Annotated in this window: 17 protein-coding genes, 1 pseudogene and 2 CRISPR repeat arrays; of the genes and pseudogenes, 4 read left to right on the top strand and 14 right to left on the bottom strand. The window is 67.7% G+C overall.

From position 1 onward, the window contains the following. Positions 1 to 176: 176 nt before the first annotated feature. Positions 177 to 880: a CRISPR direct-repeat array (repeat unit 36 nt; unit sequence CTGTCACCGGCCTCCCGGGCCGGTCCCCCTTGAGGC). A gap of 77 nt (positions 881 to 957) precedes the next feature. Then, entirely contained in the window at positions 958 to 1,149 is a 192-nt protein-coding gene (locus ACWCO2_RS27710) for a DUF397 domain-containing protein (protein ID WP_450130707.1), read from the bottom strand. 40 nt (positions 1,150 to 1,189) lie between these two features. Continuing rightward, the gene (locus ACWCO2_RS27705) at positions 1,190 to 2,056 is read right to left on the bottom strand and encodes a helix-turn-helix domain-containing protein (protein ID WP_450130706.1); all 867 of its coding nucleotides are present in this window, start codon (positions 2,054 to 2,056) and stop codon (positions 1,190 to 1,192) included. A 561-nt stretch (positions 2,057 to 2,617) separates the two neighbouring features. On the opposite strand from ACWCO2_RS27705, the gene ACWCO2_RS27700 reads away from it, so the two are divergent. Beyond that, on the top strand, positions 2,618 to 2,743 hold the full coding sequence (locus tag ACWCO2_RS27700) for a hypothetical protein (RefSeq protein ID WP_450130705.1): 126 nt from the start codon (positions 2,618 to 2,620) through the stop codon (positions 2,741 to 2,743). Between the two features lie 301 nt (positions 2,744 to 3,044). On the opposite strand, the gene ACWCO2_RS27695 is transcribed toward ACWCO2_RS27700, so the two are convergent. Next, complete coding sequence (locus ACWCO2_RS27695; protein WP_450130704.1) at positions 3,045 to 3,860, bottom strand: SAM-dependent methyltransferase; 816 nt, start codon at positions 3,858 to 3,860, stop codon at positions 3,045 to 3,047. A 281-nt stretch (positions 3,861 to 4,141) separates the two neighbouring features. Here ACWCO2_RS27695 and ACWCO2_RS27690 point away from each other — a divergent pair, with 281 nt between their 5' ends. Beyond that, the gene (locus ACWCO2_RS27690; RefSeq protein WP_450130703.1) at positions 4,142 to 4,498 is read left to right on the top strand and encodes a CHAT domain-containing protein; all 357 of its coding nucleotides are present in this window, start codon (positions 4,142 to 4,144) and stop codon (positions 4,496 to 4,498) included. On the opposite strand, the gene ACWCO2_RS27685 is transcribed toward ACWCO2_RS27690, so the two are convergent. Continuing rightward, a complete protein-coding gene (locus tag ACWCO2_RS27685) occupies positions 4,495 to 4,830 on the bottom strand; it encodes a hypothetical protein (RefSeq protein WP_450130702.1) in 336 nt (111 codons plus the stop codon). The genes ACWCO2_RS27690 and ACWCO2_RS27685 overlap by 4 nt on opposite strands. Positions 4,831 to 4,961: 131 nt before the next feature. Between ACWCO2_RS27685 and ACWCO2_RS27680 the strand changes: the two are divergent. Then, positions 4,962 to 6,264 (top strand): annotated as a pseudogene (locus ACWCO2_RS27680) (ISL3 family transposase). A 438-nt stretch (positions 6,265 to 6,702) separates the two neighbouring features. Beyond that, positions 6,703 to 7,974: a DUF222 domain-containing protein gene (locus tag ACWCO2_RS27675; RefSeq protein WP_450130701.1), complete on the top strand. Its 1,272-nt coding sequence runs from the start codon at positions 6,703 to 6,705 to the stop codon at positions 7,972 to 7,974. Positions 7,975 to 8,197: 223 nt separating this feature from the next. Further along, a CRISPR array of direct repeats spans positions 8,198 to 8,753; the repeat unit is 36 nt; unit sequence CTGTCACCGGCTCCCAGAGCCGGTCCCCCTTGAGGC. A gap of 247 nt (positions 8,754 to 9,000) precedes the next feature. On the opposite strand, the gene ACWCO2_RS27670 is transcribed toward ACWCO2_RS27675, so the two are convergent. From ACWCO2_RS27670 to grpE, 10 genes are all read right to left on the bottom strand, one after another. Next, entirely contained in the window at positions 9,001 to 9,192 is a 192-nt protein-coding gene (locus ACWCO2_RS27670; RefSeq protein WP_450130700.1) for a DUF397 domain-containing protein, read from the bottom strand. Then, complete coding sequence (locus tag ACWCO2_RS27665) at positions 9,155 to 9,373, bottom strand: Scr1 family TA system antitoxin-like transcriptional regulator (protein ID WP_450130699.1); 219 nt, start codon at positions 9,371 to 9,373, stop codon at positions 9,155 to 9,157. The genes ACWCO2_RS27670 and ACWCO2_RS27665 overlap by 38 nt, the downstream gene beginning before the upstream one ends. Before the next feature lie 126 nt (positions 9,374 to 9,499). Next, positions 9,500 to 10,108: an Rv1733c family protein gene (locus ACWCO2_RS27660; protein WP_450130698.1), complete on the bottom strand. Its 609-nt coding sequence runs from the start codon at positions 10,106 to 10,108 to the stop codon at positions 9,500 to 9,502. A 214-nt stretch (positions 10,109 to 10,322) separates the two neighbouring features. Beyond that, complete coding sequence (locus ACWCO2_RS27655) at positions 10,323 to 10,451, bottom strand: hypothetical protein (protein ID WP_450130697.1); 129 nt, start codon at positions 10,449 to 10,451, stop codon at positions 10,323 to 10,325. A gap of 55 nt (positions 10,452 to 10,506) precedes the next feature. After that, on the bottom strand, positions 10,507 to 12,066 hold the full coding sequence (locus ACWCO2_RS27650) for a TRAFAC clade GTPase domain-containing protein (RefSeq protein WP_450130696.1): 1,560 nt from the start codon (positions 12,064 to 12,066) through the stop codon (positions 10,507 to 10,509). Next, positions 12,067 to 14,463 carry a GTPase-associated protein 1-related protein gene (locus tag ACWCO2_RS27645; protein ID WP_450130695.1) on the bottom strand — a complete coding sequence of 799 codons (2,397 nt, stop codon included), beginning with the start codon at positions 14,461 to 14,463 and terminating at the stop codon, positions 12,067 to 12,069. Beyond that, a complete protein-coding gene (locus ACWCO2_RS27640) occupies positions 14,460 to 15,647 on the bottom strand; it encodes a TRAFAC clade GTPase domain-containing protein (protein WP_450130694.1) in 1,188 nt (395 codons plus the stop codon). Before ACWCO2_RS27640 ends, ACWCO2_RS27645 begins: the two co-directional genes overlap by 4 nt. A gap of 152 nt (positions 15,648 to 15,799) precedes the next feature. After that, positions 15,800 to 18,142 (bottom strand): hypothetical protein, encoded by a 2,343-nt coding sequence (locus ACWCO2_RS27635; RefSeq protein ID WP_450130693.1) that lies wholly within the window; start codon positions 18,140 to 18,142, stop codon positions 15,800 to 15,802. A 35-nt stretch (positions 18,143 to 18,177) separates the two neighbouring features. Next, on the bottom strand, positions 18,178 to 19,824 hold the full coding sequence (locus ACWCO2_RS27630; RefSeq protein ID WP_450130692.1) for an Hsp70 family protein: 1,647 nt from the start codon (positions 19,822 to 19,824) through the stop codon (positions 18,178 to 18,180). Then, positions 19,817 to 20,500, bottom strand: coding sequence for a nucleotide exchange factor GrpE (gene grpE, locus ACWCO2_RS27625; protein ID WP_450130691.1), 684 nt, complete (start codon positions 20,498 to 20,500; stop codon positions 19,817 to 19,819). Before grpE ends, ACWCO2_RS27630 begins: the two co-directional genes overlap by 8 nt. Between the last annotated feature and the right edge of the window lie 134 nt (positions 20,501 to 20,634).

The raw sequence follows: 20,634 nt of genomic DNA, 5'->3' as shown, positions 1-20,634 counted from the left end.
GACGCCCCGCGAAGTCCACAACGAGTACCTGAACCGGCGGCAAGCAGCATGAAATAGCTATCAAGGAAGCTGTCCGGAAAACGCGAGGCGGCCCAAACCAAGCGAACGATCTCCAACGGGAACCGCTCGCATCGATCTTTGAAACCCCAGGTCAAACCCCCCAAAAACACCAAGCCCTGTCACCGGCCTCCCGAGCCGGTCCCTCTTGAGGCGGCGTCGAGTTCCAGAGTTGTTTCCGAATCAGCACGTGAGCTGTCACCGGCCTCCCGAGCCGGTCCCTCTTGAGGCGAGCGGACTTCCGAAAGCTCAGCGGCGGGCACCGCCAGCTGTCACCGGCCTCCCGGGCCGGTCCCCCTTGAGGCACCGCCGAACCATCGGTACTGATCATCATCGCGCCCAGCTGTCACCGGCCTCCCGGGCCGGTCCCCCTTGAGGCGCGTTGATCAGTGCGTCGGTCTCGCGGATCAGGTCCTCTGTCACCGGCCTCCAAGGCCGGTCCCCCTTGAGGCGCGTAGGCCTCATCCAACGGGGCAGCGGGAACGAACTGTCACCGGCCTCCAAGGCCGGTCCCTCTTGAGGCAAGCTGCTGATCGTGGTCTGCAACGCGGCGTGCCACTGTCACCGGCCTCCCGGGCCGGTCCCCCTTGAGGCCGTCCAGCCGTTTTGCAACTCGTGATCACGACCGGTCCAGCTGTCACCGGCCTCCCGGGCCGGTCCCCCTTGAGGCGTCAGGTACGGGACGGTGTCGTGTCCGAGGGCGGAGGCTACTGTCACCGGCCTCCCGGGCCGGTCCCCCTTGAGGCGCGACCTGGTTGGACGCGAGGTAGCGGCAGGCGTGAAACAGCTGTCACCGGCCTCCCGGGCTGGTCCCCCTTGAGCAGTTCACTGCTGGCCATGCAGAAAGCGGGGCGGGCCACCCGTGGCTGGTGACCCGCCCCGCTTCCTTTATCGGTTCGATCAGACGTCGAACGCGCCGTCCTGGACTCGCCGGACGAACGCGGCGAACGCCGCTCCGTCGATGTCCAGGACCGGGCTACTCGCGCCGAGCTTCGTGTCCCGGATACCGGCACGGCCCGGCGCGAAGCCGATCTCGACGCAGTTCTGGTTCTGGATGCTTCGTGAGGACTTGCGCCAACTTGCGAAGTTCATGGGCGTCCACCTGCGCTGTCTTCTGGGATTGTGCTTGGGCTCAGTAGCTCTCGGCTACCTCCAGCACCATATCCCTGGATGCCACCGGATCGAGTGCAGCGCCAACCAGACGACTCCACAGGCGGTTGTACAGCTCGACATCCTCGCGACCGTCGAGGTACTTCCCATCGTGGTGTTCTTCTATGTACACGAATTCCAAAGGCCCAGCATTGCCGGGAGCCTCCACACGGAACGCCGTGAAGGACTGGCCACGCCCGGACGGATAGGTTCGCGCGTCGAACGGCAGGATCTGCAACTGAACGTTCGGCAGCTCCGCGATCTTGGCCACGTGCTCCAACTGCTCCTGCATGATCTCAGGGTTGCCGACCAGCGTGCGCAACGCCGATTCCGAAAGCACGAAACCGATTTCCGGCGAGTCTGGTCGGTTGAAGATCTCCTGTCGCTCCTGTCTGGCACGTGCAACTGCGTCGAAATCAGGTGCCATCACCTGCGGCACAGCCTCGGCGTACATCGCGTTCAGATACCGGGGCGTCTGCAGCAGGCCAGGCAGGAACTCGCACTGATAGTGGTTGATCGTCGAGGCGTCGGCTTCGAGGTCGACCATCATTCGGGCGTACTTGTGGTAGATCGCCCGGTAGCCCGTCCAGCGACCTCGTTGCTCGCTGCCCTTGGCCAGGTCCAGGTAGAAGCTGCGGTCGACGCGGACGCGGACCTTGCTGGCGTAGAACTCCACGAGCTGTTCCAGGACTTGGCGTTTCAGGCCGGTTTGGCCCGACTCCAGGCGGCTGATCGTGCTTTCCGCTTTGCCGATCGCACGACCGGCCTCGCTCAGGTCGCAGCCGGCGTCTTCGCGTAGGTGTCGAAGCTCGTGTCCAAGCTGGAGTCGACGCACTGTTGGTGTCGGCATGTTCGTCAGCCTTCCACGCTCCAGGCAATCAGCGGAGAGATCTCACCCGATCATGTAACTGCCCAGAACGCAATTGCGTTGCTACGTTGATGACGTACCGAACGGAATTGCATCGAGACCCGAAGGGCAACATCAAGGGTCGGATTCTTCGTATCACCAGCGTTGATGTCGCCAGTGATGAAAATCTGAAGATCTTGCAAGTTGCGTTTTGAGGTCTCGTCGGCGCCGGCAAGCACCCCCAGGCGAGCCGGTTCCCCGTTGGGTACTGCGGTGCCTGGTGGGCGTGGCTGCCCCCGACTCCTCACGTCCGCCAGGCACCGCCCTAGGACTTCCCTTAGCAGAACGGACTTTTCGATGAAGACCTCCACTGCACCGGTCTCCCGAGGATCTGCGGCCACCTCTCCCCCGGCCGTGCCGCAGCCTCGGGTGGGAGAGGGGTCGGCCGCAATTCCCCCGACCCCATCTGGCGGCCACCCCTCTCCCAACCTCCCCGCACGGAGCCGAATTCAGTCCGGCATCCTGGTTCAAGCCCGCGTCTTCGGCGAACTTCTGGAAGGTCGCGTGCTGCCGCACGACACCTCCACCGTCGGCCGGTTGCCGCTGGTACCGGTCCGGTTCGGCGAGTTCTGCTGCATTCTGCTGCCCAGTGATCTGTCCATCGTGGAGAGTCCTGGGGCAGCGGGCTGAGGACGTCGCCCGACGCGACGCAGCCCCCTCCCCCTGCGGCACGCGGCGACATCCGGATCGCAGACCCGACCGCACCTGCGATCCGGACGCGGGGCCGGGACCAACGTGGCAGCTCCCGGCCCCGCCACGAAACCAACACACGCCAGAAGCACACCGCCGCCTTCACTGAGGCCACCACAAGCCACCCATCAGTCACGGCGGCATCGACAGCACACTTGGTTGGGCGGCACCAAACACGCCGATCGCGGGCGATTCTCCTGGATACGCTTTCGGCGAAAGGACTTTCGCCGCCCGGCCCCGGTCAGCGCTTGCGGGCTACTCCGCCGAGGAAGTTCTGCTCCGCGTCCGTCGGTTCCGTTAGGCGGGGGCCGTCGGGCCACCAGTCGAAGAGGTACGTCAGGCCTGGTTCGATCATTTCCAGGCCGTTGAACAGCGCTTGGATCTCGTCGTGATTCCGGGTGTGGCAGTCGCCCATCATCGCTTCGAACTGCGCCTTCACTTGTTCCGCCAGCTTCGCTTGGGACGTGCCATCTTCCGGGTTGTAGAGGTGCGAGATCGCGAGGAACGAGCCCGGGGCCAAGGCTTCGATGTAGGTCGAAATAATGCCCACCGGGTCGCGGTCGGTCGACACGTGGTGCAGGGTGTTGCCGTAGATCAGCGCCACCGGGCGACTGAAGTCCAGGGACTTCGTCACCGCCGGGTTTTCCAGGATCTCCACCGGCTTTCGCAGGTCCCCGAGCTCGAATTGCGTGTACTCGTTGTCGACCAGCAGCGCTCGGCCGTGCGCGACGGCCGACGGGTCTATGTCGAAGTAGACCACCCGCGCCTCGGGGTTGATGCGCTGCGCCTCCTGGTGGGTGTTCGCCGCGCTCGGAAGGCCCGAACCCAGGTCGAGGAACTGGTCGATGCCAGCCTGCCCTGCGAGGTAGCGGACCACGCGGATCAGCCAGTCCCGGCACTGCCGCCCGACCTGCACCGCGTCCGGGGCGATCTTCTGGACCTCGCGCAGCACCTCGCGGTCCACCTCGAAGTTGTCCTTGCCGCCGATGAAAGCGTCGTACACCCGCGCCATGCTCGGTTTGGAGGTATCGATCTTCGCCCTGTCAACAGCTGCCATGGTCGAATCCGCTCGGTCCCAGATGCGTTGTTCAGGACAGCGTAAAGCCGTTCGGGCAGTCTCCACACCCTTTTGAGGAAAATCCTGTTCCCGGTCAGCCTGGGTACGGCCTGGCGATAAAGAGCCGTTCTCTTTGCAGTCCCGCACTCGGCAAGGGCGGGTAGGCGGCCCGTCCGGTGCGGGGCGGTGGCCGGTCAGTCGTCGTTGCGATCGGCAGCGAGCCGTGACGACCGGGCTGGACTCGTTGCGCGAGCGGGCCCGCAACATGCTGCTGCAGTCCAATGCGCGGCGGGCGTTGGAGGTTCATCGCCGCCGGTGCCACCGGGGTTGTCGGCCGCTGGGAAGTCGAGGACCTTCCCACGGCCATGTTCGTGATCGTTTTCCACCACTACCTCAACTCCGGCTACGCCGACCCGGCGAGCGCGCCGCGGGCCGCGCAGCTGTGGATGCTCGACCCGCGCCGTCGTCATCTATCCGGAATTCCTGAAGAACTGGCAGCCTTTTCGCTGACATCGACCCAGCCTGGCTCGCTCACTGGGCCGGATTCACCTACCAAGGCGGGTAGTTCCTGCTTTCCTCTGCCCTTCAGCAACCGTCCCGGTAACGCCAGGTGTTTGGCCAGCAGGCCCGGAGGCTAGTTGTCGGTGTCCTCGGTGATCTCAGACGCGCACGTCGCCGGTGTCGCCGTGTTGCCCGAGCCCTTGGCGACCTCGCTCTTCTCCAGCACAATCCGGCACGTGACATCACCGCTGGTGCCCTTGACCGACATGGTCACCGGACCCAGACCCTCAGCGATGTACGTGCTGGATGCGGGCAGTTGCATGGTTTCGGTGACCCCACCGGGCGAGCCCGGGAACTTCATGGTCACCTCAGCGGTCCCGGTTCCGCCGACTTCGAAAGCAACCTCGTAGGTGTAGCTCTTCGTACCGCAGGCCGAGAGCGGGAGCAGCAGCAGCGGCAACGCGAACAAAATCTGGCTCTTGTGACTGATCCGTGGGTGGTGTGAGCTGGGGTTTTGGGCCCGGAGACGGGGGCACGCCGTTGCTTCGTCTAGGTTTCTGGCTTGTCGAAGGTCAGGAACCAAGGGGACGGAGAAACGGCGTGCCGGATGCCAGTTTATGGCGTGCTCTGTTAGGGGTCGACAGGCGCACGGTGATCGAGGGTGTGGAGTTCGACGAGGACACCGAGTCGGTGGTGGTGCATGTGCGTCCGCGCAAGCGCGGGCGGTCCGCCTGCGGGCGGTGTGGGCGCCGGTCTGGGCGGTATGACCGGGGTGAGGGGCGCCGCCGGTGGCGGGCCCTGGACCTGGGGACCGTCCAGGTCCGGCTGGAGGCCGCCGCGCCGCGGGTGCGCTGCCGGGAGCACGGGCCGACCGTGGCGCGGCTGCCGTGGGCGCGCCACGGCGCCGGGCACACCCTGGCGTTTGATGACACGGTGGCGTGGCTGGCGGTGCGGTCCTCGAAATCGGCGGTGTGTGAGCTGATGCGGATCGCCTGGCGCACCGTGGGTGCGATCCTGGCGCGGGTCTGGGCCGACACCGAGGCCCAACTTGATCGGTTCGCGGGGTTGCGGCGGATCGGGATCGATGGGATCTCCTACAAGAAGCATCACTGGTATCTCGCGGTCGTGGTCGATCACGACACCAGACGGCTGGTCTGGGCCGCACCCGGGCACGACAGTGCGACATTGAACCGGTTTTTCGACGGCCTCGGCGAGCAACGCTGTTCCGAGATCACGCATGTCTCGGCTGATGCGGCCCCAGTGGATCGCCGAGACCGTGGCCCGACGCGCCCCGAACGCGATCCGCTGCGCCGACCCGTTCCATGTGGTGGCCTGGGCCACCGACGCGCTGGATGCCGAGCGGCGGCGGGCCTGGAACGACGCCCGTGCCCTGGCCCGCACCGAAGGAAAGCGCGGCCGCGGGCGCCCCAAGACCGACTCCCCGGCCCGCCCCGGGCACGACAAGGCCCGCAAGCTCAAAGACTCCCGCTACGCACTGTGGAAAAACCCCGAAGACCTCACCGAAAACCAACAGGCCAAGCTGGCCTGGATCGCCACCACCGACCCCCGCCTGTACCGGGCCTACCTGCTCAAAGAAGGACTCCGGTACGTCTTCACAGTCAAAGGCGAGCAAGGCAAACAAGCCCTCGACAAATGGGTCGGCTGGGCCCGGCACTGCCAGATCCGCGTCTTCATCGACCTCGCCGGCAAAATCACCAAACACCGCGCCACCATCGACGCCGCCCTCGAACACGGCCTGTCCCAAGGACTCATCGAGTCCACCAACACCAAAATCCGGCTCCTGACCCGCATCGCCTTCGGATTCCGCAGCCCCCAAGCACTCATCGCCCTGGCCATGCTCGCCCTCGGCGGCCACCCACCCACCCTCCCCAGACGAACCTGACACCCACAGAACCAGCAGAAGAGCCCGAAAACCCGACCCGCCGTCACCGGCCTCCAAAGCCGGCCCCCTTTGAGGCCCTGCGGATCGATGCGCATCGCACGCCGCCCCGCCATCGTCACCGGCCTCCAAGGCCGGTCCCCTTTGAGGCCCGTCAGGGATGGGCACGATGGCCCCGCGCTGGCGGCCCTCGGCCCGTCACGGCACCTCGGTACAGAGGAGCAGGGCGCCGTCGACTGGCCAGGACACCACCACCCCTCGGGGATGGCCGTTACGGGCCTCCAGCAGCACTGTCCTTGTACCTGTTCGTGTGATGAAACAGGTGTTCGAGGCTGGGAGAGTGGGGGTATGGATGTGATGGCGTTGGTTTCGGGGTCGGGTGTGGACGGTGTGGGTCCACAATCGACGATCGCGGCCTGCTCGGATGAGGAGCTGGTTGCTGTGATCAGCGAGGCCGAGGCTGTGATGCGGGCTGCGATGGCGCTTCAGGTGCGGGCTATCGCCGAGGCTGAGGATCGGGGGATTCCGGCTGCGCAGGGTGCTCGCAAGACCGAGACGTGGTTGCAGGAGAAGCTGAACATCGCCGGCGGCGAGGCGAAGACTCGTGCGTTGGTGGCGCGGATGGCGACCGAGCACACCACGCTGCACGGGGTTCCGATCGCTGCGGAGCTCCCGGCCACCGCCGAGGCGATCGCCGCTGGCGCGATCACGGTGGCGCATGCGCGGGTGATCATCGATGGTGTTCGCCGGATGGCCCCGGTCAGCACAGTGGCCGAGCTGGCGCAGGCCGAGGCCATGCTCGCCGGATACGCCCGCGACTATTCGCCGCACCAGCTGGCGAAGCTGGCGGAACGGATCCGCTGCTACTTCGACCAGGACGGCGCGTTCCGCGACGAGGAAACCCAGCACACGTTGCGGGAGTTGCACTACGGCACGGCCGCTGACGGGATGACCGTGATCAACGCTCGTCTCGACCGCGAAACCGGTGCGAAGTTCCGCGCCGTCCTCCAGCCCCTCGCCGCACCGCGCCCCGCCGAGGACGGCGAGCCCGATCCGCGGAGCCCAGGACAGCGCAACGCCGATGCTCTCAACGCGCTGCTGGACATCGCCATCGCCTCCGACCGACTGCCGCGATCCGGTGGTCAGCGCCCGCACATCGCGGTCACCATCGACTTCAACGACCTCACCCGCGCACTCCGCGCGACTGATGGAAATGGCCTGCCGGGCACGCTGACCGCGACCGGCCAACCCATCACCGCCGAGAACGTCCGCCGGCTGGCGTGCGATGCGGAGATCCTCCCGGTCGTACTCGGCAGCGACAACCTCCCCCTCAACATCGGCCGCGCCGAGCGCACCGCCCCGCCCCACCTCCGCGCCGCGCTGCTCCTGCGCGACGACACGTGTGCGTTCCCGGCCTGCGACCGCCCGCCGGGCACCCCGGACGCGCACCACATCGATTCGTGGATCGACGGTGGCCCCACCGACCTGAACAACCTCGTGATGTTGTGCGGCCACCACCACAGGGCCATCCACAGCCAGCACTGGACGATCACCATCGACGACGGCCACCCGATCTTCACCCCACCATCCACAGTGGACCCGTCACGACGACCACGACCAGGAGGCCGCCCCACCGGCACCGACCACAACACCCTCCTCCGCCAAGTGATCCCACGACCATGCCAACCGGAGGACGCACAAACCTGCGCCTGAACCGCCCACCCCGGGCGGACACCCCCGCACGCCCACCCCAAGGCGACGCGAGCGGTCAAGCGCGAACACCCCCACGCACACACCACTCGCATCCCAAAACCGCAGGTCACGAACTGAATGCCAAAGATGTAAGATCGAAGACAACCACGGGAGCGATCTCCAACCAGAACCGCTCGCGACGATCTTTGAAACCCCAGGTCAAACCCCCCAAATACCCGAAGCCCTGTCACCGGCTCCCAGAGCCGGTCCCCCTTGAGGCGCGAAGGCCTTTGCCGGTCACGCTCATGAGTCGTTGCTGTCACCGGCTCCCAGAGCCGGTCCCCCTTGAGGCCAACTGCAGCTCGTCGTCGATCCAGACCGCGGCCAGGCCTGTCACCGGCCCCCAAAGCCGGTCCCCCTTGAGGCCGATCGCGCTCGACCCGAGCTTGCCATTCCTGGTCCGCCGGCTGTCACCGGCTCCCCGAGCCGGTCCCCCTTGAGGCACGTAGAGCCCGATCAATGCCCTCGGGTCCATTCGCCGTTCTGTCACCGGCTCCCAGAGCCGGTCCCCCTTGAGGCGCCTTCTCGATCTTGATGCCAGCGGCGAAGATCACGGTGCTGTCACCGGCTCCCAGAACCGGTCCCCCTTGAGGCAGGATCGACCGCGGCGGATAGGTGTCGGGCATCGCGTCCTGTCACCGGCTCCCAGAGCCGGTCCCCCTTGAGGCGTAGCCGAGCTTGGCGAGGATGGCGTTGGTGGCTTCCTGTCACCGGCTCCCCGAGCCGGTCCCCCTTGAGGCTGATTGGTCTTGTCGCTGGTCCACAGCGTTCCGTCCTTGTCTGTCACCGGCTCCGAGAGCCGGTCCCCCCTTGAGGCAGGTCTCTGTGGCTGCACTGGTTCCTGCGTGGTGAGTCCTCTGTCACCGGCTCCCAGAGCAGGCTTCTTCCACCTCACCTACCCCGCATCTCTGCAGGGTCGGAAAAAGCAGGAGAAGCGGGGCGGGCCACCCGTGGCTGGTGGCCCGCCCCGCTCTTCTTCCTGTTCGATCAGCTGCCGAACGTGCCGTCCTGTACTCGGCGGACGAACGCGGCGAACGCCGTGCTGTCGACGTCCAGGATCGGGCTGGTCTCGCCGAGCTTCGTGTCCCGGATTACAACGCGGCCCGGTGCGAAGCCGATCTCGACGCAGTTCGCGTTCTGCTCACTTCGTGAGGACTTCTGCCACCCTTCGAACTTCATGGCGTGATCCCCTATCCCGTGATGCCACCGGATCCAGCGCCGATCCGATCAGACGCGACCACGCGCGGTGGTAGAGGTCCACGTCATCGGAGGCGTCGAGGTACTTGCCCTCGTGATGCTCCTCCAGATAGACGAACTCGAGAGGACCTGTGGTACCTGGCGCTTCGATGCGGAAGGTCATGAACGACTGGCTTCGCACTGAACCTGCGCCGGGCTTCGCCTGACAAAAGCCCGTGAGCACTTCGCGCCGCTGTAGCAACCCACAGTGCTCACGGGCGATGACCTGCGGAAGCGATCCGCTGCGAGATCAGAGCTGGGAAGACTTTCCGCCGTGTTGCAGGTAGAGCCATTCGCGTTCCCAAGTGCGCATGCTGACTCGGCGGGCGAAGCCTTGGGTTCCCATGATCAGGGCGAAACAGGCCAGTTCCGTGACGACGAGGGCGAGGATGGCGGCGAAGATCGCCGAGGTCACGATCGAACCGCTGCTGGCGGGCGGCGGGACGCGGTTGCCCGCTTCGTCGACCCACACGGTCACCGTTTCGCCGGCCGAGGCGTTGGTCGGGACCTGGACGGTCGCGCTGTGCGCGTGGAGGCCGATGCGCCATTTCGCGACCGCGGTGAAGCTGAGCGCGTCGTGGCTGTAGACCTCGGAGACCGGGATCTGCATCTCCGGGTCGGTGGTCAGCACCGCATCCACCGGGCGGGTCGTAGCCGCAGATTCCGCCGCGCGCTGGGTCAGGCCGCTGTGCAGCGAGAAGCCGAGCATGCCCGCCACCGGGATCGCGATCAGGGCCACCATGAGCAGCAGGACTGTGATCGCCGCTGCCAGCCGGTCAATGGGCCTGCGCAACGGATTCCGGTTCACACCCAGCGCGTTCACCAACCATGCTGCGTGCGCTTTCAGCGCCGCGACCATGCCAACCTCCAGAGTCCGGTGCACCCTGCGCCGCGGACCACCATCACGTGGTCGTGCCCCGATGGATGTGCGCGGCAACCTCCAAGCGAAGTATCCCTTCCGACGAGATCATTGTTATCACAACGTGACCGTTCATACACCAAGGGTGGAGCAGATCACGTTTTTCGCAATCCGCATTCCCATTAACGCCGGACAATTCCGGCATTTCCGCGGCTCAGGGAGTGGTGAAGGACCGGATGTACCCGTCGAGCAGCCAATAGGCGCTGAGCAGCAGGGCAACCGCGAAGACCCCCACCAACACCCAGCGGAAGACCCGGTGGCCGACCGGTGGCCGGACGTTCATGCCGCCTCCAGGGACCTGCGATCGGCGGTATGAATGGGAAAAATTCCGTTACCGCTCATACCGCTTCCGCCTTCTTCTCGTCGTTGCCGAGCGGAAAACCACTGCGGCTCAGCAGCCATAGGAACGGCGCGGCCGGGGTCATCCGGTGCCCGGGCCGGGTTCCGGTCACCGAGGACACCACGAAGAAGCGGACCTCGGCGAAGTCCCGTTCCGCTGCGAGCACGAAGTTGTCCAGGCCCGCGGTGATCAGCCATTCCCGCACCGAGCCCGCGCACAGGTCGGACGCCCACGGCAGGTCGGCCAACAGATCCGCTTTGACCACGGTGACCGCCAGCGCGCGCTTGCCGGTTTCCACGCCGTAGTCGCGCAGCCGCCGCGCCGTGACGTGGTAGACCTGCTCCGGATCACCGCTGGCCGGGTGGGCTTCGACAAGACGCGACTCCAGGGTGCTGCCGAGCTGGTCGCGCACCCAGCCGATGGTGAACGGGTCGATCACGAACACCAGCCCGCCGGCGTGATCGAGGAATTCCAGCTCGCTGTTGTCCTCGCGGTCCTGGAAGAACTCCCCCGCCGCGTCGAACAGGTGCAGCAGCGCCTTCCCACGCGATTTCACCAGCTGCGCGGTGATCGCCGAAGGCAGTTGCCCGGCCGGTGTCTTGGTGGTGTTGGCGCCGCTGGTGACCAGCTGTTCGCCGTGGTGGAGGGCCTCCCGACTGATCTCGTCGAGGAACTCCAACCGGGCGCCGTCGGCCGCGGCCAAGTCTCGCAGCGTCACGAGTCCCACGTGCACCAACCGGGTCTTACCCGCCGATACCGGGCCGAACACCGGAATCCGGACGTCGGTGACTGCGCCAGATCCGCCACGCAGCGGCCGTTCGCAGCGCTGGCAGAGCGCTTCCAAACGTCGGGACGCCCGCAGCACCGTCGTCGGCAGACGTCGTCCGCAGCCGCAGGTCCGCCACACCGCGCCGAGCAGTCCGGGGCGGATGTCGCGGTGCACGGCCTGGCACCCGCTGCATCGGTAGGCCGGCACGGACGTCACGTGGTAGCAGGTCGGGCAGCTGGCGCTGGCCCCGCGCAGTTTCCGCACGGCGGTGTCATATCCGCGCATGATCCCGATCGCCGCACCCCAGCCGAGCCAGCCCAGCAGCAGCACGACAACGCTGAGGACGAGAGCTTGGGCCGCCCCCAACAACCCGCCGGCCAGGAAAGCCGGTGTCAGGAAGAGGGTGACCACGACACGCACCCAGCGTTGCGCACCGAGCTGTCCGGGCCCGAACGCCCACCGCCAGATGCGCGCGACCAGCCCACCCCAGCCGCCGAGGATCGCCGTCAGATCGCGCCGCCACTGCGTGACCAGGTATCCCGGCCAAGCCCAGTCGCGAGCGAACGGACCTTGCGGGGCGCGCAGTCCAGCTGTTCCTCTGACGACATCGTCAGGCGTGGCCAGGACCGGCCGTTCGGGCCCGCGGCCGAGCAGCGTCAACAGCGCGATGACCAGGGCCGTTCCGAGACCACCGAGCACCAGCAGCGGGGACAAGGCCGTGGCCACCACGGACATCAGCAGCAGGATGAACACCCCGGCGATGGCCAGCCCCGCGAACAGGTACGGCATTCACCGCTCCCGTCTGCCGAACAGCCGCCGCGCGACCTGGCGGGTGCGGGCCTGCTTCGGCTTGCGCTGAGCGGTTTCCTTCAACCACTCGTGCCACGCCGCGGCGTGGTCGGCTTCCACGCTGCGCAGCAACTTGCTGACGCGCCGGTAGTCGGTCTGCTTGTGCGCATGCATCCAGGCCTCGAGTTCGCGGTCGAAGGCCGCGCGCACCGTCCCGGTGGCCTCGTCCGACCAGGCCGCCACGAACGCCAGCATGACGGCGCGATCCTGCCGTTCCGTCGCGATGTTCTCGTCGTTCCACACCGCGGGCAGTTCGCGGATCAGGGTCTGCTGGAGCGGTTCGCCGCTGTTGACCGCCATCTCCGCCGAGACCTGCGGATCGGTGTCGAGCAGCGCCTCGACGATCTTCCCGGCGCGCGCGGCGAGCACGTCTTCCGCGATGTCGCCGGGATTTCCCACTTCGGCGCCCTTGCGGCGGTAGTTGGTCAGCCAGACGCGCAGACGGCTGTCGTCCTCCCACCGCTTGCGCAGGTCCTGCCGGTCGCCGATGTGGTGGCTGAGCCCGCGCAGCACATCGAGGTAGCGCCCGGACACTTTGGACTTCACCAGCACGCCGAAAGCTCGCTGCGCCACCGCATCCGACACCGAAGTGGACGGCATCTCGGCGAGGAAGTCGGACAGTTCCACCAGCGTGGGCGCGGAATCGCTGAACAGCGCGTCGAACACCGCCTCACCGGTCCCGGGCCGTTCGGGCGCGCGCATCAGCTCGCGGAAGGCCGCGATGGTCTCCTTCCGCGCCGAACCGCCCGCAGCCACCGCAGCTGCCGCGATCGCGCGGTCCAACGGACTGAACGGGTCAGTGGCGGTGCGGGCCAGCAGCCGCCACCAGTGTTCCTTGATGGCCTTGGAAACCTCGTCCGCGCGCGCCCCTTCGAGTCGGCGCGCCAGCACGTCGCGCAGGAGGTCGACGAGCTCCGGACCGCAGGGCCAGCGCGTCGGGTCGACCCCGGTGTTCGGGTGGTGCGCCCACCAGTCCGCGAACCGCCCGGCCGCCTCGTTGAAGTTGCCCAGCCGGGGCCGCACGTCGAAGCGGGCCGCGGTGCGCAGCAGCAGATCCATCCGCTCCGGAAGCACCGCACCAGCCGCGGATTCCACCATTGCAGCGGCCTGATCGGCCTCGTCCGGACTCCACGTACGGGCCTTCAGCGGAGCCCGGTTGTCGGCGGGTGTGCCGCGCAGGATTTCGTCGATCTCCGCGCGCAGCAACGCGATTCGCACCTGCCCGGACTGCTCCAGGTCGGTGTCGGCGAGCTTGGCCAGCACGGGCATGCCCGGCTCGGAGTCCAGGACCGCGGTCAGCACCGGATCCAGCACCTCCTCCGCGGACACCGCTGGTGGCGCCGCCAGCCATTCGGCCAGCGCCAATGCCGGTTCCGCCCCGGTCACCGTCTCGTCCAGCGCCAGCACCCCGGCGGCCAATCGGTCCGCGGTGTTCGGGTGGTCCGCGCTCCGGCCGCGGGCGAACTGGTGGGACAGCTCGACCGCGTCCACCACGTCGTAGGGGTCGGTGTTGAGGAAGCGCGGGACCCAGTGCCGCGCGGAATCGCTGTGCTCGGCCTTCCGGTACTTGCCGGTTACCAGGTTGAACACCGCGAATTCGGTGTGCCGCTCGGGATCGGCCAACGAGCCCGCCCAGTCCGGGTGCAGCGCGAGCACTTCCTGCGCGCTGAACTGCGGGTTGGTCGCGAACACCCGGAATCCGACCTGCAGCGCCCGCTCCTGCGGCAGCAGCAGCGTCGCGGCGGCGATCCAGCGCACCACCGCGTCGGTGTCCTCGCTGACGAACACCACGCGCGGCGCGCCCTCGTCGTGCACCCGGTCGATCGCGGAATGCACTGCGAGCAGCCAGGATTCACCGTCCTTCTGCCCGCGCACCCACTCCCGCAGGGCTTCCACACCGAGCGGCCCAGCCTCGGGTTCGGCGGACACAGCAGGGCATTCGGTGCTCGACGCGGGCTGCTCGACCCACCACGGCGCGCCCCACAACTGCGCCGGTCGGATCGGCCCGTACAGCTGGGAATCGGTGGCCACGAGCGCGTGGGTGAACTGGTTGCCCTCCCGCACCCCACCGGTCTCCGCGCCCAGGTAGATGCCGCGCGCGGTGGCGTAAACCCCGTTGTGCACGTGGACCAGCGACGGCGGGTACTCCTCGACCGGACGCTGCTCGCGCATCCACCCGACCGGCGCCTCGTACAGCGCCGAGCGCTGCACCACGCTCATCATCTCGTCGGTCGTCCCGGGCGAAACCGCCTGGAACTGGAACCCGGCACCGCCGCGCAGGCCCTGACCAGGACTGCAGTCGGTGTAGTACAACGAGTGGAATTCCCGCGCGCTCATGCTCGGCTCCGATCGATGACCTTGAAGTTGCTGAGCAGCCACAGCAGTGGTTCGTCCACGCGGAACGGTCGCACACCGGCCGGGTCGATCTGCTTGCTGCGGTAGTCCGGCTCCGCGCCGAGCGCCGACACCGCGAAGTAGCGGAACGTCCGGTAGTGCGCCCGCAGGTGGGCGTCGATGTCGTCGGCGCCAAGCTCGGCCAGCAGCGCCCGCAGGTGCTCGTCGGCGTCCTGACCAGCGGTTTCGTCGTATTCTGGGCCGGTTCTCGGTGGGTTCAGCAGCGGGTGGTTGGCGCCGAGCATCCCGAAGAACGCGTCGATCTTGGAGAACACCACGGCGATGGGCGTGCGCAGCTGCTTGCCGTCGCCGAGCCCGGTGCTGGAGCGCAGCATCTCGGTCACGCGGTTGACCACGCTGATCGGCGGTTCGGCGTCGCGGCGACCGACGTCGGGCACGGCGATCCGGTCCGCCGCTCCGGGCAGCTGGAACGGGTCGAGCAGCACGATCAGCCCGTTCGCCGAGGTCAGGTAGGCCTGGCTGTTGACGAACTCCTGGCTCGTCATGTCCTCACCGGCCGCGTCGTAGAACGACAGCGTGGTCGTCTTGTGCACGCGTCTGCCCAGCTGGACGCGCGGTTGCCGCCACTGCACCACCAGCGGGGTCCGGATGCCGTCGGCGGAGCTGGTGGTGGACTCGAACAGCGACTGGTCGTCGAACAGCGCCTGCTCGTAGCGCTCCAGCCACTGCGCGGTGCCGACCCCGGCCTGCTCGCCGGCGAAGGAGATGTCAGCGTCGAAGCGGCGGCGGATGTTGTTGCGGAGCTCGTGCACGAGAACCGTGGTGTAGACGGTCTTCCCGGCGTTCTTACCGCCGACCACACCGATCAGCGGGCTGTCCCCGTCGGCGAAGTTGGCCGGCAACGGCGTGTGGCACACCGGGCAGGCCCGAATTCCGCTGCTGGTCCCGCAATCCGGGCAGTCAGCCTTGCGCGGAGTGCGCCCGAAACGACTCTGCGCTTCGAAGGTCGGTCCAGCCATCCCGGAGAACCCGGTCAGCCGCTGGCGCTCCGGATCCACCGACTTCTTGCACTTCTCCCGCCCGGGCGCGGGCCGACCGGTGCACTGGAAACGCAGGCTCCCCACCGAGAACTGGTGGTAGCAGTAGGGGCACGCGACCTTGGCCATTTAGTCTTCCCTGCGCTCGTTGCGTCCTGATCGAGGCGGTCCCGTTCCGCACCGGGACGACCGCAGTTTCCATTGGAACTGTGATCCCCCGTGCCTGGGTTTTGCAGTTTCAATGGAAACTGCGGATTTCCGGGCCGCTCCGGGAGAGCACATTAGGACACCTTCAGCTGCGAAACGGGCGGATCCACCAACTCGATACCGGGCGTTTGCACGAAGCACCGCAACCAGAAGGGTTTCCGCCGCGGCAGGTCCACGATCACCTCGGCAGTGCCGTCGATCCGGTGCACCTCGCGATGCACGACGGCCCCGTCGTCGGGTCCGAGCGGCATGACCCGACCGGGCGCGATGACGACGACGATCGAACACTCCGGCACCGAATGGTCGCTGCTGAACACGATCCGCGCGGTGCTCGCCCCGAACAGCCGATTGCGCCGCTCGACCTGGTAGTTGACCTGCGCGGCAGGCCCGCAGACGGCCAGTTCGCTGGGGTTGGAGCGGCCTTCGCCCTCACCGGTGGCGGCGATCGAGGTGACCTGCACGCTCGCCTCGCCCGGCCCGGTGTCGATCCGGCAGCCGCCTTCGGCCTGGTACTGCTGCCGCGTCAACCGCCGCGACCCGTCGCCGACCGCGGCGTTGGTCCAGCTCACCTCGGCCATCCGCACGCCGTCCGGCCACACCCAGGACAGCACGAACTCGTTCCCGAAGTGCCGCCCTTCCAACGAGGTCACGGGCGGCAACGTCGGAGCGACCCGCGCGGCGTGGCGCACCGCGACGGCCTCGGCGCTGACCTCGGTTCCGTCCGCACGTCGGTAACGCGCCGTCAACAGGTAGGCGCAGTCCATCTTGGGGTCCACAGTCGAGTCGCGGAACGACGTGCTCCCGATGGTGGGCACGGAAACCTCACCGGACTCGTCCCGCCGCACCACGTCCACGCCGATGGCGTCCCGGTGCAGCTTCCACTGCCCTTCCAGGGCACCACCGCGAACCGCCAGCCGCACCTCGTGCACCGGCGGCAGCACGTCGACGGTCGCGCCTACCGGCCGCGACCACGCCCCTTCGGGCTCCGCGGCGAACACCGCGTACCCCGCGGTCACCCCGGCTGCCGCCGCGGTGTCCACCACGGCGGTCTCCGCCCCCTCCGCGACTACGTCGCCGTCGGCGGCATCGCCGGGCTCCCGCCCGGCTCGCCGCACGACCCGGTACCGGGTGCGCCCGTCGTGGTCGGGCTGCGCCCTCCACGACAGTCGCACCCCGAGGCCTTCCGGCTGCGCCGTCAGGTCCGCCACCGGGCTCACCGGGATCCGCAGCACCTCCGACGCTATCGCGGCGTCGTCGGCTGCCAACCGCGCTGCTTCCGCCAGCTGCCGCCGCGCTTCGCCTTCGGCTCCGCGCTCCAGCGCGCGATGCGCGGCTTCGCGCAGCGCGCGCACCTGCGCCGCGTGCCGGTCGACGGCCGCTTTCGCGGTCGCCGCCTCCTCGGCGTCGGCGATGCCCGCCAAGGCCTGCTGGGCGGACACCAGCTGCCCGTCCGAGAGCAGTTCGGTGACCTTGGCCAGGCCGCTGACCTCGACCTTCGTCGCGCCGGTTTCGCTGAGCACGCTCACCACGACCTGCCGGGCTTCACCCTCCTCCAGCCCGGACTGACGCAGCACGCGCAGCAACGCCCCAGCCGGAGCACCGTTCTCGCGAAGCCTGCGGACGTCATCGAGCAGGTGGTACAGCGCCAACAAACGAAGGTCCGTGCGCCCAACTGCGGTGTTCACCAGGCCGAGAGCTTCGCGCGCGGCTCGGTTACCCGAACGCCGGTTCTCCCGATCCACTGCTGCCTCAACGGATTTCGCACTCAATCCGTCCGGATGAGCTGGAGTGCTGCGGAATTCGGTGAGCAGCGAGTAGCTCTTGAGCTTGCCGTGCAGCAGCTCGGGAATGCCGGTGACCTCGGCGTCCGTCAGCAGTTCCTTCAGCCGCCGGAACAGGGTGTCCGGCAGGCCCGAGATCTTCGGCAGGTCCAGCGGGGTCGCCGTCTGCACGCCAGCCTTGGCCAGCGCCTTGTCGACTTCAGCAGGGGCGAGCTGACCGAACGCCTCACGCATCGCCTCCAGCTGACCAGGGGTGATCAGCCCGACTTCGCCGAAGTTGGTCCTGAGCATCTGGGCGAGTTCGTCGATCTGTGCCTGTCCTGCCGCTGCCCGGTCGTCGTCCCGCGCACGCCACCACGACATCCGCTCCATCGCCTCGCCGTGCTTGCGGCGCAGTTCCTCGTCCTCGCGCAGGAACGCCTTGTAGACGCTGGTGGTGAAGCTGGACTTGGCGGTGGACTGGGCGCTCTTGTTCCAGTGCGAGCGGACCTGCGACAACCGCTGCACCAGGTCCGCGTCGGAGAAGTCCAGCCCGATCGCGTACCGGGTCAGCAGATCGTCGGGTAATCGGCCGCTGCGCCCCCGCAACGGCCGCACCACTTCCCGTTCGTACACCTTCGGTTCGAAGGGGTGCATCGCAGCCCGTCTCTGAGATGGGTTCTTGTTGAGGCTCAGCCGGAAACCGTAATGCCGGCGATCTTCTTCGCAGCTTCCTCAACCTCTTCGTCGCTGCGGACGCTGACCCGAACCTTGATGTCCAGCGACTTCCCCGTGGACGGTTCGGTGGCGGTCAGCTCGAGCAGGCCCTCGTCGTCGACGGTCATGCGGATGCTCACCGGGGAACCGATCGGCATCGGCGGCAGTCCGTCGATGAGCCCCTTGCCCTCGCTGATCTCCTTGTTCTCCGCCAAATCCGGACCCGCGACCACCCCGGACTGCTCGTAGAGCTCGATGCTCACCCCGGTCTGGCCCTCCTGGACGGTGGCCGTCTCCAGCGTGCGCTCCTCGGTGGGCAGCGAGTCGTTCGCGTGCACCATGTGCTTGACGATGTGCTGCAGGGGCTTGCTCCGCCAGTCCGGGTCGGAGGAGTCGACGACCTTCACGCCGAAGGCCTTGGGCAGCACGTTGCGGGTCTGCTTGGCGGCCAGGTTCTCCAGTGCCTGCACGGAAATACCAGTCTGCTGAGCCACGTTCTGCACAGCCTCGGACACACCGGCGGATCCGTCCTCCGACGCCTCCCGGTGCAGCACTCGTCCGAGCGCGTAAAGCGCGGCGCCCTTGGCCACGGCCAGGTCCGGGTCGTGCAGCTTCGGTTCCCAACCGAACTCGGCGCGCAGCCGCTCGGTGACCGCGGGCATCTTCGTGGCACCGCCGACCAGCAGCACCTCGTCGATCTTCGTGCCGGGTTCCTTGGACTCCAGCGTGGCCAGCGTGCGCTTGACGATGTCGACCGTCTTGTCCAGCAGGTCCTGGGTCTCGGTCTCGAACTGCGCGCGGGTCACCTCCACCCGCGCGCTGACCCCGGCACCGCGCAGCGCGACCGCGCGGGATTCCGCCTTGGACAGCTGCTTCTTGGTGTCCTCGGCGGTGGTGGCCAGCGACTGCAGGAACTCCTCGTCGTCCTCCACCTCGACGTCGTCGGGAGCCTGCTCCTGGAACTTGGCCAGCAGGTGGTTGCGCAGCCGAAGGTCCCAGTCCGCACCGCCGAGGTGGTCGTCGCCGTCAGTGCACACCACCACGATCTCGTCGGTGAACACCCGGATCACCGTGGTGTCGAAGGTGCCGCCGCCCAGGTCGTAGACCAGGATCGTCTTGTCGTCGGCCCCGGTGGTGGCCTCGTAGTGCAACGCGGCGGCCACCGGCTCGGGCACGATGCCGATCACGTCGAGCCCGGCGATGGTGCCGGCCTGCTTGGTGGCACTGCGCTCCTGCATGCCGAAGTACGCGGGCACGGTGATCACCGCGCGAGCCGCCTCACCACCGGTGTGCGCGGCGGCGTCCTGCGCGAGCTGCTTGAGGATCAGCGCGGAGATGGATTCCGGGGTGTAGGTGCTGCCGTCGAACTCGAACTCGGCGTCGCTGCCCATCTGCCGCTTGATCAGCGACACCACCCGGTCCGGGTCGATGATCGCGGAGTTCTTCGCCACCGAGCCGACGACCACGTTGGACTCGTTCTCGAAGAACACGACCGACGGGGTCGTCTCGCTGCTGTCGGTGTTGCGGCACACCGCGGGGCGGCCGGTCTCGTCGACGTAGGCGATGGCCGAATAGGTGGTGCCCAGGTCGATGCCGAACACCTGCAGATCGCCGTCAGACATCAGCGCTCATCCCCTCTGCTCGCGGGCTGTTCTCGGTGGTCGCGCTCCAGCGGTACACGTGCACGCGCGCGGGGACGGTCACGCGGTCGGTCGTGGTGTCGAGGTAGCCGTCGGAGACCACGAGAGCGATCCGCTCGTGCTGCTCGGGTTCCTCGGCGGGCAGGGTTTTGACGGCCCGGTGCTCGCGGGCGGAGAACTCGGCCCCGACCTCGGGCCGGATCGGCGCGCTGCCGCAGCGCTCCAGCGCTTGCTCGGCGCTCAGCGCGAAGGATTCGAGCAGGTCGGCGACCTGCTGCCGGGTGAGCTCGGGCGGCAGGGTGCGGGCCTGGTGCAGCAGGTCCTTGCGGAGGTTCTGCAGGTCGGTGGTGATCGGGCGCAGCAGCAGGTTCTGCTCCCCGGCGCGCAACCGCTCCACCTCGGCGTGCAGCTTGTCGATGACCCGTTCCCGCGCGGCAGCCCGGTCGTGGTGCTGACGCAGTTGTTCGGTCAACTCCGAAACCGCTCCGGCGATTTCGGCGACCGGGTCCGGCGTTTCTTCCGCGCTTTCAACCGGTTCGGGAGTTTCGGCCGTTTCCGGTAACTCAGCGGCGCCGCCCGGCGCGGTGGCCGCAGCCTCCTCGCGCTGGTCGTCCTGCCCTGGTTCGTCGCGCATCGCTTCGCCCGCCTCGCTGCTCACCGTCGTCGCACGGGTGACCGGATGATGATCACCAAGCCTAGCCCGGCCCCACCCGGACCTGAGCTGGATTCACCGATTTCGACGTTGCAACAGCGAGAACGGTTCCTGTGAGCATTTCCGCTGCTCACGGCAGG

It is taken from the genome of Saccharopolyspora sp. NPDC002376 (assembly GCF_053593195.1).
The sequence above is the reverse complement of the archived record's forward strand: the minus strand, read 5'-3'. Positions and strand labels throughout refer to the sequence as shown.

Coding starts and splice junctions, on each gene's coding strand:
- ACWCO2_RS27710 (WP_450130707.1), bottom strand. CDS start 1,149: ATGAACTTCGCAAGTTGGCGCAAGTCCTCACGAAGCATCCAGAACCAG.
- ACWCO2_RS27705 (WP_450130706.1), bottom strand. CDS start 2,056: ATGCCGACACCAACAGTGCGTCGACTCCAGCTTGGACACGAGCTTCGA.
- ACWCO2_RS27695 (WP_450130704.1), bottom strand. CDS start 3,860: ATGGCAGCTGTTGACAGGGCGAAGATCGATACCTCCAAACCGAGCATG.
- ACWCO2_RS27690 (WP_450130703.1), top strand. CDS start 4,142: ATGCGCGGCGGGCGTTGGAGGTTCATCGCCGCCGGTGCCACCGGGGTT.
- ACWCO2_RS27670 (WP_450130700.1), bottom strand. CDS start 9,192: ATGAAGTTCGAAGGGTGGCAGAAGTCCTCACGAAGTGAGCAGAACGCG.
- ACWCO2_RS27665 (WP_450130699.1), bottom strand. CDS start 9,373: ATGACCTTCCGCATCGAAGCGCCAGGTACCACAGGTCCTCTCGAGTTC.
- ACWCO2_RS27660 (WP_450130698.1), bottom strand. CDS start 10,108: ATGGTCGCGGCGCTGAAAGCGCACGCAGCATGGTTGGTGAACGCGCTG.
- ACWCO2_RS27655 (WP_450130697.1), bottom strand. CDS start 10,451: ATGAACGTCCGGCCACCGGTCGGCCACCGGGTCTTCCGCTGGGTGTTG.
- ACWCO2_RS27650 (WP_450130696.1), bottom strand. CDS start 12,066: ATGCCGTACCTGTTCGCGGGGCTGGCCATCGCCGGGGTGTTCATCCTG.
- ACWCO2_RS27645 (WP_450130695.1), bottom strand. CDS start 14,463: ATGAGCGCGCGGGAATTCCACTCGTTGTACTACACCGACTGCAGTCCT.
- ACWCO2_RS27640 (WP_450130694.1), bottom strand. CDS start 15,647: ATGGCCAAGGTCGCGTGCCCCTACTGCTACCACCAGTTCTCGGTGGGG.
- ACWCO2_RS27635 (WP_450130693.1), bottom strand. CDS start 18,142: ATGCACCCCTTCGAACCGAAGGTGTACGAACGGGAAGTGGTGCGGCCG.
- ACWCO2_RS27630 (WP_450130692.1), bottom strand. CDS start 19,824: ATGTCTGACGGCGATCTGCAGGTGTTCGGCATCGACCTGGGCACCACC.